This is a genomic window from Rhizobium sp. ERR 1071 (genome assembly GCF_007828675.1).
Classification (GTDB): Bacteria; Pseudomonadota; Alphaproteobacteria; order Rhizobiales; family Rhizobiaceae; genus Rhizobium; species Rhizobium dioscoreae.
Map to the genome: position 1 here is coordinate 295,684 of NZ_VITM01000001.1, position 14,163 is coordinate 309,846.

The 14,163-nt window shown below is 55.7% G+C and carries 20 protein-coding genes; 9 read left to right on the forward strand and 11 right to left on the reverse strand.

Annotation, left to right across the window (positions count from 1 at the left end):
• Nucleotides 1-74 precede the first annotated feature (74 nt).
• The 8 genes from FBZ99_RS33000 (at nucleotide 75) to FBZ99_RS01515 (ending at nucleotide 6,832) form a co-directional block, all read left to right on the forward strand.
• The gene (locus tag FBZ99_RS33000) at nucleotides 75-1,340 is read left to right on the forward strand and encodes a hypothetical protein (protein ID WP_186450272.1); all 1,266 of its coding nucleotides are present in this window, start codon (nucleotides 75-77) and stop codon (nucleotides 1,338-1,340) included.
• A complete protein-coding gene (locus tag FBZ99_RS01480; RefSeq protein WP_145631179.1) occupies nucleotides 1,333-2,865 on the forward strand; it encodes a hypothetical protein in 1,533 nt (510 codons plus the stop codon). Before FBZ99_RS33000 ends, FBZ99_RS01480 begins: the two co-directional genes overlap by 8 nt.
• A gap of 31 nt (nucleotides 2,866-2,896) precedes the next feature.
• Complete coding sequence (locus FBZ99_RS01485; RefSeq protein WP_145631182.1) at nucleotides 2,897-3,844, forward strand: hypothetical protein; 948 nt, start codon at nucleotides 2,897-2,899, stop codon at nucleotides 3,842-3,844.
• Nucleotides 3,845-3,846: 2 nt separating this feature from the next.
• The gene (locus FBZ99_RS01490; protein ID WP_145631184.1) at nucleotides 3,847-4,950 is read left to right on the forward strand and encodes an exo-alpha-sialidase; all 1,104 of its coding nucleotides are present in this window, start codon (nucleotides 3,847-3,849) and stop codon (nucleotides 4,948-4,950) included.
• Between the two features lie 45 nt (nucleotides 4,951-4,995).
• Entirely contained in the window at nucleotides 4,996-5,628 is a 633-nt protein-coding gene (locus tag FBZ99_RS01495; protein WP_145631186.1) for a hypothetical protein, read from the forward strand.
• A 14-nt stretch (nucleotides 5,629-5,642) separates the two neighbouring features.
• Nucleotides 5,643-5,942, forward strand: a complete 300-nt coding sequence (locus tag FBZ99_RS01500; RefSeq protein ID WP_145631188.1) for a hypothetical protein — start codon at nucleotides 5,643-5,645, stop codon at nucleotides 5,940-5,942.
• Entirely contained in the window at nucleotides 5,939-6,310 is a 372-nt protein-coding gene (locus tag FBZ99_RS01505; RefSeq protein ID WP_145631190.1) for a hypothetical protein, read from the forward strand. The genes FBZ99_RS01500 and FBZ99_RS01505 overlap by 4 nt, the downstream gene beginning before the upstream one ends.
• Nucleotides 6,311-6,520: 210 nt before the next feature.
• Nucleotides 6,521-6,832, forward strand: coding sequence for a hypothetical protein (locus FBZ99_RS01515; protein ID WP_145631194.1), 312 nt, complete (start codon nucleotides 6,521-6,523; stop codon nucleotides 6,830-6,832).
• 213 nt (nucleotides 6,833-7,045) lie between these two features.
• Here FBZ99_RS01515 and FBZ99_RS01520 read toward each other — a convergent pair whose 3' ends face one another.
• The 10 genes from FBZ99_RS01520 to FBZ99_RS01565 all read right to left on the reverse strand — a co-directional run bounded on the left by FBZ99_RS01520 (nucleotide 7,046) and on the right by FBZ99_RS01565 (nucleotide 12,884).
• Nucleotides 7,046-8,173 carry an acyltransferase family protein gene (locus tag FBZ99_RS01520; RefSeq protein WP_145631197.1) on the reverse strand — a complete coding sequence of 376 codons (1,128 nt, stop codon included), beginning with the start codon at nucleotides 8,171-8,173 and terminating at the stop codon, nucleotides 7,046-7,048.
• Between the two features lie 514 nt (nucleotides 8,174-8,687).
• Nucleotides 8,688-8,963, reverse strand: a complete 276-nt coding sequence (locus FBZ99_RS33320; RefSeq protein WP_210248371.1) for a hypothetical protein — start codon at nucleotides 8,961-8,963, stop codon at nucleotides 8,688-8,690.
• A gap of 1 nt (nucleotide 8,964) precedes the next feature.
• The gene (locus FBZ99_RS01530; protein ID WP_145631201.1) at nucleotides 8,965-9,264 is read right to left on the reverse strand and encodes a hypothetical protein; all 300 of its coding nucleotides are present in this window, start codon (nucleotides 9,262-9,264) and stop codon (nucleotides 8,965-8,967) included.
• The gene (locus FBZ99_RS01535; RefSeq protein ID WP_145631203.1) at nucleotides 9,261-9,998 is read right to left on the reverse strand and encodes an SOS response-associated peptidase; all 738 of its coding nucleotides are present in this window, start codon (nucleotides 9,996-9,998) and stop codon (nucleotides 9,261-9,263) included. The genes FBZ99_RS01530 and FBZ99_RS01535 overlap by 4 nt, the downstream gene beginning before the upstream one ends.
• Before the next feature lie 301 nt (nucleotides 9,999-10,299).
• Nucleotides 10,300-10,602, reverse strand: a complete 303-nt coding sequence (locus FBZ99_RS01540) for a hypothetical protein (RefSeq protein WP_145631205.1) — start codon at nucleotides 10,600-10,602, stop codon at nucleotides 10,300-10,302.
• Nucleotides 10,603-10,626: 24 nt separating this feature from the next.
• Nucleotides 10,627-11,037 (reverse strand): hypothetical protein, encoded by a 411-nt coding sequence (locus FBZ99_RS01545; protein WP_145631207.1) that lies wholly within the window; start codon nucleotides 11,035-11,037, stop codon nucleotides 10,627-10,629.
• Between the two features lie 50 nt (nucleotides 11,038-11,087).
• Nucleotides 11,088-11,315 (reverse strand): hypothetical protein, encoded by a 228-nt coding sequence (locus tag FBZ99_RS01550; RefSeq protein ID WP_442966425.1) that lies wholly within the window; start codon nucleotides 11,313-11,315, stop codon nucleotides 11,088-11,090.
• Between the two features lie 57 nt (nucleotides 11,316-11,372).
• Nucleotides 11,373-11,612 carry a hypothetical protein gene (locus FBZ99_RS01555; RefSeq protein ID WP_145631210.1) on the reverse strand — a complete coding sequence of 80 codons (240 nt, stop codon included), beginning with the start codon at nucleotides 11,610-11,612 and terminating at the stop codon, nucleotides 11,373-11,375.
• A gap of 264 nt (nucleotides 11,613-11,876) precedes the next feature.
• On the reverse strand, nucleotides 11,877-12,338 hold the full coding sequence (locus FBZ99_RS01560) for a hypothetical protein (protein ID WP_145631212.1): 462 nt from the start codon (nucleotides 12,336-12,338) through the stop codon (nucleotides 11,877-11,879).
• 192 nt (nucleotides 12,339-12,530) lie between these two features.
• The gene (locus FBZ99_RS01565; RefSeq protein ID WP_145631214.1) at nucleotides 12,531-12,884 is read right to left on the reverse strand and encodes a hypothetical protein; all 354 of its coding nucleotides are present in this window, start codon (nucleotides 12,882-12,884) and stop codon (nucleotides 12,531-12,533) included.
• Between the two features lie 110 nt (nucleotides 12,885-12,994).
• On the opposite strand from FBZ99_RS01565, the gene FBZ99_RS01570 reads away from it, so the two are divergent.
• Nucleotides 12,995-13,522 (forward strand): phospholipase D family nuclease, encoded by a 528-nt coding sequence (locus FBZ99_RS01570; protein ID WP_145631216.1) that lies wholly within the window; start codon nucleotides 12,995-12,997, stop codon nucleotides 13,520-13,522.
• Nucleotides 13,523-13,562: 40 nt separating this feature from the next.
• Here FBZ99_RS01570 and FBZ99_RS01575 read toward each other — a convergent pair whose 3' ends face one another.
• Complete coding sequence (locus FBZ99_RS01575) at nucleotides 13,563-14,042, reverse strand: hypothetical protein (protein ID WP_145631218.1); 480 nt, start codon at nucleotides 14,040-14,042, stop codon at nucleotides 13,563-13,565.
• Nucleotides 14,043-14,163 lie beyond the last annotated feature (121 nt).

Here is a 14,163-nt window from a genome sequence, read left to right on the forward strand (position 1 = left end):
CGCCATCCAGCGATCACGCCATCTCTTTCCAACAAAAGGCTCCTCCGTGGGCCTTTTTTATTGGGTATTTTTTGATGCAATATGTTCAGCCCTACGATCAACCATCGAACCCGAACGCGCCCTATGTAAACGGCAATCCCTCGGCTGGTATTCAGGGTTCTATCATCCCGGCCGGAGCGGTCGAAAATCCACAACGTGAAATCGTTTCGGTTATTACGCTTGCTGGCCTGACGCCTAACGGCAGCGACTTGACGCAAGTTGCGCAGGCCATTCAGGCCGGTCAGTTTAATTTCGCTGTTGCCGGGGGCACGGCAAATGCGCTCACGGCGACACTGACGCCTGCGCCAGTCGCGTTGATGGTCGGAATGGAGGTAGACCTCCAAATAGCGACGGCCAACACTGGTTCTGTCACTCTTAATCTTAACGGTTTTGGTGCGCTTCCGATCAAGACTCTGCGTGGCGGCGCTTTATCAAAAGGCGATTTGCCTCCGGGTTCAATTATTAAGCTTAAATATGCCGGCACTGCGTGGCTCTTTGTCGGGATCGCCTATAGCGAAGTTCCGCTTTTTCCTGCTGCGGGAACCACAATCTACGTGCGTCCCGATGGAAATGATTCGAACGACGGCAGCGCGAACGATGCTGGACACGCCTTCGTAACGATCTCGGGTGCGATCAACTACATCAAACAGAAATATGTGCTTTCGAGCGGTGGCGTTGGCATCAAGCTCGGCGTGCCCGGAACCTATGCATCTCCAGGTATCGTGACTGGATACGCCGGTACGATCAACATAGTGGGTGACGCAAGTGCTCAAGCGAACTACGTAATCTCAGGCGCCGGTGCCGGTGCGATGATCGGTGGTGCCGGTGGCGCATCATTGGGATTCTCCGGAGTCACACTCCTAAACAACAATACGTCGGCACACACAACCTCATTCACTTCTGGATCTGTCGGCAGCTTCGGTTTTGTCACATTCCAGGCGAGTGGTTCGAATACCACGCAGTCGCACGTCTTCGTATCGTCTGGCGCGACAGCCAATATCGGCACGGGCATCGTTATCGCAAGTGGATGTGGCTTCTGCTGGCAGGCTACGAGTGGCAGCATCGTCTTCAGTACCGGAACGATCACTTTCAACGGCACACCGTCTTTTGCGCAGGCCGTCGCCTACGCAACGATGGGCGGCACGATCACTTGCCAGCCGACGACAGCCATGTCTGGTTCTGCCACTGGGGCACGCTACACCGCTACGCTCAACGGTATCATCAACTCATCAGGGCAGGGGGCGAATTATTTCCCTGGATCTGTTGCCGGGACGACCTCTACGGGAGGCCAGTATGCGTAAACTCTCCATTGCATTGTCTGTTGTCGTGGCCATCTTTGCGATGGCCACCGGCGCCCATGCGCAGTCGACAGTCGCAATCGATCAATTGCCTGTTCGGACGCTTTCGCATGTGCTCGGTCACGACAGTACCGGGCACGCGGGACGCGAGCCGGTCACTGACTTTATCAAGCCCGGTTCGCCGTCGCCGACAGCAGGTAATATTGTCTGCTGGGGCACGACAGCCAATCTGATCAACGATTGCGGGACGCTCGGCACTGCCGCCACCCAGAATACTGGCACGAGCGGGCATAACCTTCCGTTTTTGGATGGATTTAATACTTGGTCCAACGGACAGACGATCAATAGCAATAGTGGCGGTGGATGGGCACAGCTTGTCCTCAATGCACTAAATACTTCTGTTGCTGGTCAAATTGTCGGACAACGAAATGGCGTTGCGCGTTGGGATATAATCATGCCCAATGCCGGGAGCGAAGCCGGAAGCAATGTGGGTGGTGATTTTGTCATTGACCGCTATGCGGACAACGGGACTTGGATCGATATCCCTTTCAAGATTAACCGCTCGACCGGCGTTGTTTCCCTCTCTCAACCACTTCCAGTGACCTCCGGCGGTACCGGCCAAACCTCTGTCGGCACGGCAATTTCGGCCAACACCGGCACCTCAGGCCATGTGCTCGGTTTCCTTGATGGGGCGAATATTTGGTCGGCGGACCAAACAATCTTGAATACAGCAGGCAATGCTCAGCTGTATTTAAATGCTGCCAACGGTGCTTCTAGCATCTTGCGGGGGCAAAAGAGCGGTTCTCTGCGCTGGCAGATTCTTCTTGGAGATAATTCTTCAGAAAGCGGCTCTAATGCAGGTTCAAACTTTGTTATCACTAGGTTTGGTGACACAGGTTCATCAATTGATAGTCCACTAAACATCAATCGCGCCACCGGCTTAACCAGCATCAATGACGGGCTCTCCGTGACTGGCGCAACCAGCCTCGGCGCCACAACCGCAACATCCGTCAACAAACTCGCAATCACCGCCCCAGCGACGGCCTCGACATTCACGCCGGCCAATAATTCGACCCTGACGACCACTTCTTCCACCTCGATCGGGCAGGGGCAGTATCTTGCCACCGCAACCAATGACAATGCGGCTGCGGGGAATATCGGGGAGTACGTTTTTAACCAGTCAACCGGTTCGTCTTTGACGTCGAACACCGGTGCTAACGCCACGAGCACTTCGCTGGCGGCTGGCGATTGGGACGTTCAATGTATTGTAAGATTCAATCCGGCCGGCAGCACTACGGTGTCATCAATCCAAGCTGCAGTGACGACAGCGTCTGCGACCTATCCGGGCTATCCGCAGGCGACGGTGCTGAATAACAACTTCCCAACGGGTTCGCAGCAGATCATCAGTACGCCAGTCACTCGGATCAGCCTTTCGACAACCACCACGACGTATTGTTTCGCTCTGTCAATCTTCGGCACTTCGACGATGACGGCCGATGGTTCGATAAGGGCAAGGCGCGTCCGCTAAGTTTAACGACAAAAAATGATTGGGAAAAACGATGTCCACAGCATCGAGCAACGGCGATTGCCCGATTTTCAACGGCAATTTCGATAAATGGCAGCGCGGAACGTCGCAGACAGGCTCTGGATATGGATCTGACGACGCGTGGCTGAACGACAATAACGGCTCGACGAAGACGCACAGTCAGCAGATGTATCCAGCGGGTCAGGCCGGCGTACCTGGGAATCCCCGATATTACTCCCTGACGACGTTCAACAGTCTCAGCGGGGCGATGAACTTTGTGCGGAAATCATTCCGTATCGAGAACGTGCGGAATTTTCAGGGCCAGCAGGCGACGCTGACTTTCTATGCCCAAGCAGACATCCAGCGGCCAATTGCAGTTGAACTCGTTCAGAACTTTGGAACCGGCGGCAGTCCTGACGTCACCGTGACCGGAATTGGCGCGCAGAAGGTTTCGATCGCTCCAGGCGGCATGAATCGCTATGACGTGCTCTTTAGCGTGCCATCCATCGCTGGAAAGTATCTCGGCACGAATGAGGACAGTTTTCTCGAAGTGCTGTTCTGGTTTGATGCGGGCACGAATTTCAACCTCAGGACAGCCAACCTTGGGCAACAGAGCGGTTCGATCTCGCTTGGCAGGGTTTCCCTTTCCGCAGGAGATCAGACGGCAAATCCTGATCCGTTCAATCCGCTGGCTCCCGGCGTTCTCGATCTCGAATGCCGGCGCCGGTATCTGGTGATGAATAGCCTTTGGCTTGAGGGCTACGGTCTGGCCGGCAGCTATATCGGGAATTCGTTCACCATCCCGGTTTTGATGCGAGCTGCGCCGATTGTGACCACAACGGCCGATTTCTTCAATAACTCGTCGTCGCTCTATATCGGCAACCTTGCCATTCCGCAGCAACCTTTGCGGCTTCAGGTAACGGTCACGGCGACGGGATTTGCCGCAGCCCAATTCAATGCATTTCTGAGCGCGGATCTCTGATCATGGCCGCATGGGCTGAGACGCTCGCGGTCACGAATGCGGGAGCGACCGTTTCCGCCCTCACGCCGACACAGACGACTATCTATGCGCCGGTGTCAGCGGCTTGGGGATATTCGCACGCGCCCTTCGTGACCCGATTTGCCAACAACTTCTTCGTCATGTTCGCGAATGGACCCAACGGGGAAGCCTATCCAGGGCAGCGGGTCTATATCCGCAAGAGCGCAGATTTCGCCAACTGGTCCGATGCAGTCATGATCGGGCCGCAAAACGGATACTTCACGCAGAAGGTTTTGATCTCGGCCGGGTTCAGGCAGGTCGGATCGACGCTCTACGCGCTCTGTTCGGTCTTCGAATATGATCCTCGTGTCCTGACCAATGGGGCGCCGCCGGCTGGCGATGTCGGATATCTCTATGTCAAGACCTACTGGATATCGACCACGGACGGCATTTCATGGACTGCGCCGGTCGAGCTCGGCCCGAACATGCAGCCCAACCGGCAGCCGAAACAGTTGGCGAGCGGTCGGCTGGTGATGGCGGGGCATGCGACGTTCCCGTGGACCGATCAAAGCGACGGTCTTAGCGGCTGGCAGATCGCCGGTATTTGCCCATCAATACCGAGCGATGATGCATCCACTATCCTTGAGGCGCAGGCGATCAAGGCTTGGGATCAGACGCTTTGCGAGGGGGATTTCTACCAGCTTCCCTCCGGCGAAATTCGGATGCTTCTCCGCTCGACGGAAAACTATCTCTGGATGACACGGAGCTTCGATAACGGCCTCACATGGTCGCAGCCCGGCCGCACGAACTTCGGACACGGCACATCGAAATTCGACGCCGGAAGACTGGCGGACGGCCGGTATTATGTGCTGGGAAATCCGCCGATCGGCAACCGCGACTATCTCTCGCTCTGGCTTTCTACAGACGGGGCGAGCTTCAGCAAGCGCTATGACGTGGCGACGGCACCATATGCCGTCATCTATCCCGGCAGGTCGAAATACGGCGCCTACGGCTATCCAAGCCTGCTGCAATACAACGGAACGCTCTATGCCGTCGCATCGCGCGGCAAGGAAGCCATAGCGGGCTATTCGTTCCCGGTTCCGGCCTAATAACTGCAAGGCTGTTTAGGCCGCCTTTTTCCATTGGAGTCTATAATGGACCACGCGAAATTCTTCGCGGCGGTGCGCACGTCGTTGTTCGGCGGGCGGCTGTCGACGAACCAGGTCAACGGCATGGAGGCCATCATTGATGCCTGGCAGGCCAAGCCGTTCGATACGCGCTGGCTCGCCTATATGCTGGCGACAGTTTTCCACGAGGCGGACAACACCATGTGCCCGATCTCGGAAAATCTCAACTATTCAGCATCCGGCCTGCGCGCCACGTTCCCGAAATATTTCACCGCCTATCAAGCGGTGGCTTACGCACGGCAGCCGCAGCGCATCGCAAACCGCGCCTACGCAAACCGCATGGGCAACGGCAACGAGGCCAGTGGTGACGGCTGGAAATATCGAGGCCGCGGCCTTGTGCAGATCACCGGACACGACAACTACGCCAAATACGGCATTGGCGACAATCCAGATCAGGCGCTCGATCCTACCAAGGCTGTCGAGATCCTCTTTGACGGCATGACCAACGGCCGATTCACCGGCAAGAAGCTGTCCGACTTCTTCAATGCCACCGTGACTGACTGGCTCGGCGCACGTCAGATCATCAATGGCACTGACCGTGCGGCCGACATTGCCGGCTACGCAAAGAAATTTCTTGCGGCAATCGAAGGAGCGCAATGATGGCAGGGCCTGGAATGATCTCCAAGTTCTTCATGGACCACAAGGCGTCCGGTGATTGGGCGGCCCGACGTCGAATCATCTTTATCTCGCTGATCTGGTCCGGCCTTGCCATGAGCGCGATCATCGGATGGGCCATGTTCCATGTCCAGACAAATCCGCTGCTCGATACCGCCTTCATCAATTTGAACGGCCTTATCGGCCTGATCTTTGCCTCCTACGTCTTCGGCTCAATCGCAGACGACAAGAACAAGGCAAAGCAGCCCTCGGCCCCGGATACTGCAGGCCAGCCGAACCCAACGGGGCAGCCAACATGATCGCAATTCTTGCAACACCAATCGGCCGCTGGCTTGCCGGCGCGCTCGTGGCCGTTCTGGCGCTCACCGGCGTCTATTTCGTCGCCGATCACCGCGGTTATCAGCGCGCCGCCATGACCTACACTGCTCAGATTGAGCAGATGAAGGCTGAAGCGGCCACGGCGCGCGCCGCAGAGATCGAGCGCCAGAACGCCGCCAACAACGCCGCAAAACAGGCAGAAGCCCAGCGCATCGCGCAGATGCAGGCCGACGCCGACGCACTTCAAACTCAGATAGAGGAGCTCCAGCGTGAAGCTCATCAAGACCCTGACGCTGGCAAGCCTGCTATTGGCGCTTCCGGCGTGCAGCGCATCAACAAGGTACGTTAGCCCGCCACCGGCGCCGCAGTTGGCGAAGCCCGATTCGGCACTCACGAAGGATTGCGACGCCCCGGTCAACATCGGCTCTGGCGCATTGACGCAGGAACAGGCGGAAACATTTTGGATCAAGGACAGACAGTCCCTGATCACCTGCAGGAAGGGCAAAGCCGCTCTGCGGGATTTTTATGCTGAAAGAGATAGCAGACTGGCAGGGCAGAAATGACGACGGAGCTACTGACCAATATTGGGCAGATCGTGGCGCTTCTGGGTTTTATCCTTATGGTCTGGTGGAAGGTCGAAGGCAAGATCGACGCTGCAAAAAAGAAGGCTGAAGGGGTCGAGCGTGAGCTCGCCGCCCACAAGCTGCACACCGCCGAAACCTACATCACCAAGCAGGGACTGCGTGAGACGACGGACCAAATCATGGGCGCAATCGGCGACGTGAAGGCGGCCGTCGAGAATATGACGCTCCGTGTCGATCGCATCGTCGAGAACCAGAGTAAGCCGGCACGCGTGCCCCGCTCGAGCTGACACCAGCCCCTATCCTTCGCCGGGTAGGGGCTTTTTTTGTTTAGAAACTTGGCGTTTCTTAAGCGCGTTGCCCTTCGCTCAGCCGAACAGACATAGACAAGTTGTTACATCACCCCTTGGTGACAAACTCGACGAGCGGGCAGCAGCTGCGTTTTGGATTTGGAAGTCGCCAAACAGAAAAAATTGCCTCCAATGCGAGGCAGACCGATGTGACTACGCTGTCGCTGGACGAGAAGTCCTACCGATTTTGATGCGCTGATTATTTTCGATATGCTTATAGCTTATATGTGCAGCAAAAAGTGCCGCGGCCAATGTGGCAGCGAATGCTATTGCGAACACCACAGATGACTGCGAACTTACGGATCGCTCTCCCGCAACTCGGAAGGATACCTCACGAACAACGATGATAATCGGCAAATGGCAGAGGTAAAGAGAATAGGATCTGTTTCCTACCCATTGCAGAAGCGATCCGATACGCCCTTCGGATATTCCTCTGTCAGGTAGTGAAACAGAAACCGCTGTAGCGGACGCGATCGCCAATATAGGGACTGACCATTTGAGGTCCATCTGTGCGGAGAGTACGCAAATTAGCGTGATTGCGAGTACGCAAATCAAAATCCGGATCGACTTGGAGAGCTGCGCGATGAGGACGCCCACGCGGTCGTGGTGGATTGCCAATAGCACTCCGATGATCAAGCCTTGAGGGCGCAGAGCCCAGGCAAGCGAAAATGCACCATCAATAAGAAAATAATTTGCGGAAATGGAAAAAAGTAGAAAAATTAGGAAAATCCTCGATAGGCGCCAATACGCAAAAAAGAATGAAAGTATCGCAAACAGGAAGTAGAATTGCTCTTCTAGAGATAAGCTCCAGAATACACCGTTGAAATCCGGATTCATGCAGGCGGTTCCGACTTTATGCGCAACAATACAACTTGACCAGTACAAGTTTGAGGTGGCCGTCAGGGCCGTCGCGGCACTGATGATTGCTGTCCCAAGTGTGCCGGCATACGACATGCTTACCGTGCTCAATGATAGTATGGTTGAAAATGCGATCCAGAACCATGCCGCTGGCGCCAGCCTGTTGAAGCGCCGGACAAAAAAGTCCTTCAGTGACGAGCGGGATAATTTTCGGCCCGGACCCCAGTCGCCTCGGTTAATGAGCGACCGAGCAATTACAAAGCCGGATATGACGAAAAACAAATCAACGCCACCCCAGAAGCCCGCATAGCTAAATATGCCATGATACCACTCTGGGGTCGGGAGTCGGCTGCGATAGTGCTGCAGAAATACCATTAGCACTGCAATGCCTCGCAGCGCTTGAATATCTCTGTTTTTTCCCATTTATCAGCTCCGGATCTAAGTGTCAGATTTACTCCTTCCGGAGGATCGCGCAATCGAAAATTGCCGATCCTTCATCCGCTACGGCGTGCGTGGAGCAGAGCATCGACGAGGTGAGGGCGCTCCAGAAAATCGACGCGGATAACCACGAGGAAGTCGAGCCAGCCCTTTTTAGTTGCGCCGGATCAAACTTCTCGGTGCCGGGGTTGGCGGCCTCTTTGTTCTGTTCAGGAGATCTGCTGGATCACTTATCGTCTGGGCGAGCGGCCTGCCTCCGCAATCGTAAGTCACTGGCTGAAGCTTTGGGGATGGCGCCATGGTCAGCCAATGGGACGGTGACCATATCGCGGCTGACGATACTCCAACCAACGGTGCTCATAGCAAAACCATTTCGTCTTGCCTTCCCCGATGTCAAAACCGAAGCTGCCCCAAGCCTTGCAGCCAGAATGCTCGCACCAGTGGTTGACATGGACGGTATCCATCGGGCGTTCGAGTTCTTCATTAGGCATTGGAAGCTCTAGCCCTTGTTAGATCTGAAGCCGTTCCAAATGAACAGGAAAAGTCTGTAGGGAGCTATATATCTGTTAGATGCACGGAGCTTTACATGCGGGTCGGCGATGAACTCGTTAAAAGCTCCAAGCAGGCAAAGCACAAAAATGATGCCAAAGATTTTTATTGTCACTGTCCAAATCGCCAGTGAGACGACGCAGATCGATACTAGGAATACCCTGTAGACCGCGAGACCCGTCGAGGTCGGCAGGAATTTCGTCGGGCGGTCGGGCTCTTCGCTCATGTCAATTCAACTCCTCTTTCGGTGCCTTCTCCATGGCGCCCAACAAGGAATCCGAGAAATACCCCAACGTCTTCAGCGCATCAGCGAAGCGCTGCGCATCCGGTGTTCCGAGCGCGCGCATCCCATTGTCGCGAAGATCAAGCCCGACCTGCTGTATCACGGCGTTCGTAAAGCCGCGCAGGCCCGCCGTTGTCGACCCCATTCTGCCAAGCAGATGCGCAATGAGAAAATCATGCATCAGGCAACGAGCATCTAGCTCTATGATCGTCTGTTCCATCTTCTTGACGCGGCTCTCGATCATTTTTCATCTCCCGTAGTTTTCCTCGCCGGCAACAGCACCAGCTTATCATCTGGCAACGGCCGCTGAAGCGCCTTCGCTTCCGCCCACGGCGCCGTAAGCCAGGTCTCGACCTCATCCTGATTGCGAAGAATGGCGGGCATCGCCTTCTGATGGATAGGCGCGACGACCCCGTTCGGTTCGGTCGTCAGGAAGCCATAGAGGTCGACCGTGATCTCTCCCTCCTTTACCTTCCGCACCGATCGCCATTGCGGCACCCATAGGCCCGCAAAGAACATCAGCGGCTCATCCACGCTGCCTGCAAACCAAGCATTCGGCGTCCGTCCTCCTTCGACCTTGCTTGCTGGATCTGGTTCGGCAAATCGCGTGAACGGCACAAGACAGCGGTTCTCGACGCCAAGCCATCTAGCCCAATGCTTGCTGGAGGTGTTGCGGACGTTCGTCGTTCCACCGTCCGGCTCCATTCTCAGCAGCTCGTCAAAGTTCACTTCCTTACCCTTGGCGCGAAGCTTGTCCGCGCGCTTCGTGGCAGCGTCCAATTGCGCTTTCTGTGAGGATGGCAATCCCCAGCGAACCTTGACCAGCTCGCGGCCGGCCGGCGTGTTTCGGACAATCGGCCCCATCTGATCTGGATAGAGATCAAGCTCCGGCTCAAGGTTGCCGATGCTGTCGATCATCGCGCGGGTAAAATGTCGTATCGCTTCCTGATTGGTCGTAACGTTGTAGAGATTGCACATTTGATCCTCTGCCGTTCCATTCGCCGGACCTGGAAAAATCGCTTGGGTGCACGATCCGGCCGCCTATCAGCCGTTGCACATCACACATTGTCGCCTCTTCCTTGAAGCAAAGCACTTGATAGGAGGCGCCGCAATACCGCGCATGCTTCGTCTTGTAGGAAGGGTCAATCTGGCGGACGGTATCGTGAAGGGGGCCGAGTTCGCGAAAGGTCATGTCTTCGGTGAAAACCATGAGCTGATACGGCCATCCTTTGTCCAGCCTGGCTCTCGTCAACCTCATCCTGCGATCCATCGATCCACCTCAGAGTTTTATATCTTTCCAAATCGGCTTGCGAATAATCCTGATCTCGGTAAGCCGACGGACATTCATGCCGACGCGCTCCGCTGCAGAAGGGTTCACCAGGTCGACGGTCAAGTAATCCTTCCGCTCGCACTTCTCGCACCGGAACTGCTTTGCGATTTGCCGAACCGAAATGTTTCCGCACAGCTGCAGCAGATCCACCGGTTCATAGAAGCGCTTTACCCGGCAAAACTCACAGGTGATTTTGACGAAGTGCGAGCCGTTCGCGTATTCGCGCAGCGTGGGCGCCGAAAGCACGTCCATTCGGCTCGGGGCCTTCTCGGGCATTTACGCGGCAGAAGGCTCGTCATCGTCGCTGCCATAGGTTTCGGTCCAGGGAACCACAAATTCGTTGCACCACTGATCGATAGCCTCTGACGGCGTTCTGCCATCGAACCATTGCACTCGGGATGGAATGCCTTCGCCGTTGTAAAGAATGCCAGCAAGGCCGGCTGCCTCGCACCAGGCGACTTCGAGCCAATTTTTCGACGGGCCAGTGTTGACGACGCCGTTGAACATCTCTTCTCCCATGTAGAAATATTCAAACTTGTTGGCGGACTGTAGCCGGAACACTTCCTGTCGCAGAAGCGGAAGCGCTTCTTCTTCTGTTTGCGGGCGCAGGATAGTAAAGTAGCCGTCGCACAGATCGACGGTCGGCCACGCTTCGATTTCGCGGAAATATCTCTCTCGCAAATACATGCTCTAATCCTCCAAATGCCGCGGGCATGACGCCAAGCGGTTTGTCAGGTTCAGGTTGGTTCGTGATGGGGCATTGGCTCGTAAGCCGGCCTGAAGCCTCGGGTAAAGCCGTGGCACATGGCCGCTTCCGTCAAGGCCAATTGAGCACGGACGAATTGCAGCATCTCCAGAGCGGCGGCGATCGTTGCACGGGCATCGCCATCATAGAGGGCAAGCGCCGCCTCGACGGGATCGAGTTCGGCTTCTTCAATGGCGATCGGCTGGGCATTCATAGTCACACGTCCTCATTCCGCCACATCACTGCGGCGGTTCAACATTGAAAATATCGGTCTATCTCAGGCGGCGTTCAGGTCGGCGACTTCGCCGTGCTTCGCCAGCAGGCGGGGAGACGACATGTCGCCAGTCTCCTCGTCCACCATGACCGCATAAGCGGCAACGCCAACAAATCGGGAAGCCATGGAGGCCGCGATCTTCTCTGCGGAGGGAATGCTGGTCGCCTGGCGCATCTCGCCGGGCACAAGGTTGCCACGGTTCTTGCGATACGGCAGGACAATGAATTTCTCGGCGGTACTCATGGCGTCTTCCTCAATTTGTTCTATAAATGTTCTCATTTTGGGAAAGAGTCAAGCGCTCGCCTTGGCGCCGGCCTGCGGTAGGGAAGCCCTGGGACTGCACTTCTGGATTCGCTGCGAAAGCGTGTTATCGTGAGGTATGAGAGAACGCTATGCCTTGGTCGAAGATTACGATGGCACTTTCGCCATCATAGACGCACGCGTCAAACAGGATAATCATGCGGGTAATGAACATCAGCCGCATGACCGAGAGAAGGGCCCTGAACCCTATAGACCTCTAAGTTTCGAAGAGCGCGCCAGCGGCGATGATTGTTTCACGACCGTGATGTTTATGACGTGCTCTGAGTGATCGAAGGTTCGAACGGTGACCCTGTCGGTTCCGACGAAGCCCGGATCGGATCGGTAAATTACGGCAACGCCTCTCGTCGTTTTGCCAGCGCAGACATAGGAGGTATCTTTTTTGAAATGGCCGTTAGCCAATTTGTAGCTAACTTGGCCGTGGGCGGGATAGCCCGGGGTCTCCGGATAAATAAAGGTGGCTGTTGCTGATGTGCAGCTTTTATCGATGGCCATAGCCATGCCGATGAGAGTTCTTTCACCGGATCTGGCGGTGACCGAATCTGCAGCCGCCGCGCATCCAGAGAATAACACTCCGATGCCTGTGAATAGTGCTGCCCAAATTCCTATGTCCCAGTACTTGCGCTTTGCTGGATGTGTCATTGTTGTCACGAAGCCCTCATCTCCTACCGTTCCAGTGAGGGCATCTTGTACGGCTGCACGCAAAAGTCGAGCGGAGTGTGCTGGAGTTTCACCTCTTTCCACACCGGTCTGCGAATAATCCTCATCTCGGTAAGCCGGCGCACGCTCATGCCGACGAGTTCTCACTATTGAGGGCTCACGAGGTTGGCTGTTATGCTGGGGTTACTGAATGGGATGCTTCTTCACGGGCAGAAATGACACCGCCTTGTCTGCTAGCTTTTCGAGCTTTTCCCATTCTGGCAGGTTCTCCTCGGTCAAGCGCTCCTGGATTGCCGCCAACATCCATCCCATTGCGGCAAAATCTTCCTTAGCCTTAAGGGCGGCAAATTTCTTGAGGCATGCCTCGACGGCCGGGCGAGCTCTGTGCTCTTCGCGATAGTCCGTAGCGATCAGCTGTTTCGCATCCAGAAAACCTTGGGCGATCCGCTGCCGATGTTCCTCATTGTCGAGGATCATTTTGAAGGTGAACAGTAGCGTTTCCAGCAAATGTTTGGCTTCATCGTCAGGGCCATACATGCGTGTCTCCCCGTCAGTTTGCTCCCATAGGTATATGCCCCTATAGGCTGGTCGGGAATCCTCGAAATTGAGGGGACGAGTGAAATGTCCCGGTATGCTATGGAAAAGAGATGAGAATCATCGTCGCCACGACTGCCGCCCTTGTGTTCATAAGCCCGGTTTATGCCGGCCAACCGGTTGGGGCGAAAATCTCCGTCTGCTTCACGCCCGGCGAACAGTGTGAGGGCAAGATCATCGAGGCGATCGACCGAGCCCGTTCATCTATCCGCGTTCAGGCCTATGGCTTCACGTCACTTCCGATCATCCACGCGCTGCAGCGCGCCGCGGGCAGGGGCGTTGAAGTTCTGGCGATCCTCGACAAGACTAATGAGCGGAAATATTCGGGCGCGACGCTGCTCGAGGCGGCTGGCGTGCCGGTCTGGATCGATTTCGAGCCGGCGATCGCCCATAACAAGATCATTGTCATCGACGGCCATCTGACCGTCGGCGGCTCATACAACTACACCGCTGCGGCGCAGAAGCGGAATGCGGAGAACGTGACATTCACGGATAGTGCTGAGATTGCCCGTCAGTTCATTGCGAATTGGGATAGTCGGCTGAAGGTGTCGAGAGCTTTCGAGGGCATACCGTCCGACTGATCGATTTTGGGAGGCGGTTGCACCGTCGTGCCATTTTCGTTTACCGCGACAACCCTTCTTTGTCACTCGGACGCTTTACGCGGTGCCATAGTGCTTGCAAGACAGCCAAAACCGGTGCCGCGAAAGCCATCATCCCGAAGTATGCCGCGTAGTAGATGTTTGAAAAGGGTCCATGGACTCCCATTACGACTTCGCCATCCATGCACCTGCGAACGTCTGTCGCTATGGTGAGATCCTTGCACCCCGTCCGGAGAAAAATAAGCGTTAGACCATCCCATAAAACCAGAGCCGGCAGAGCGTGCCGCAGCCATTGGCGGCCCGCTTCCAGGTTAAGGGTCAGAGAACGAATTTCCATGTGGCGTAGCGGATCCGCGCCAATTTGAAGCCTCCGTAAGGTAAAAGCCAACACGATGAAGATGATTGTCGCTATGACTTGCGAGGCCAACAGCGTGAATAAAAACGCTATTGAAGGCGCCAGTAAGTATACCGCGCCGGCAACGATGAAGGCCGCGAGAGCCATGCAACTGCCTGCAGATCCTAAGGTTAGCCCCTTGCGAGTAACCAAAGACCAAAGGAAAGAGATCATGGCCACAATTGTCACCAGCCAGGCAATTGGGCCGACGACCCAGGGAAAATGGGCC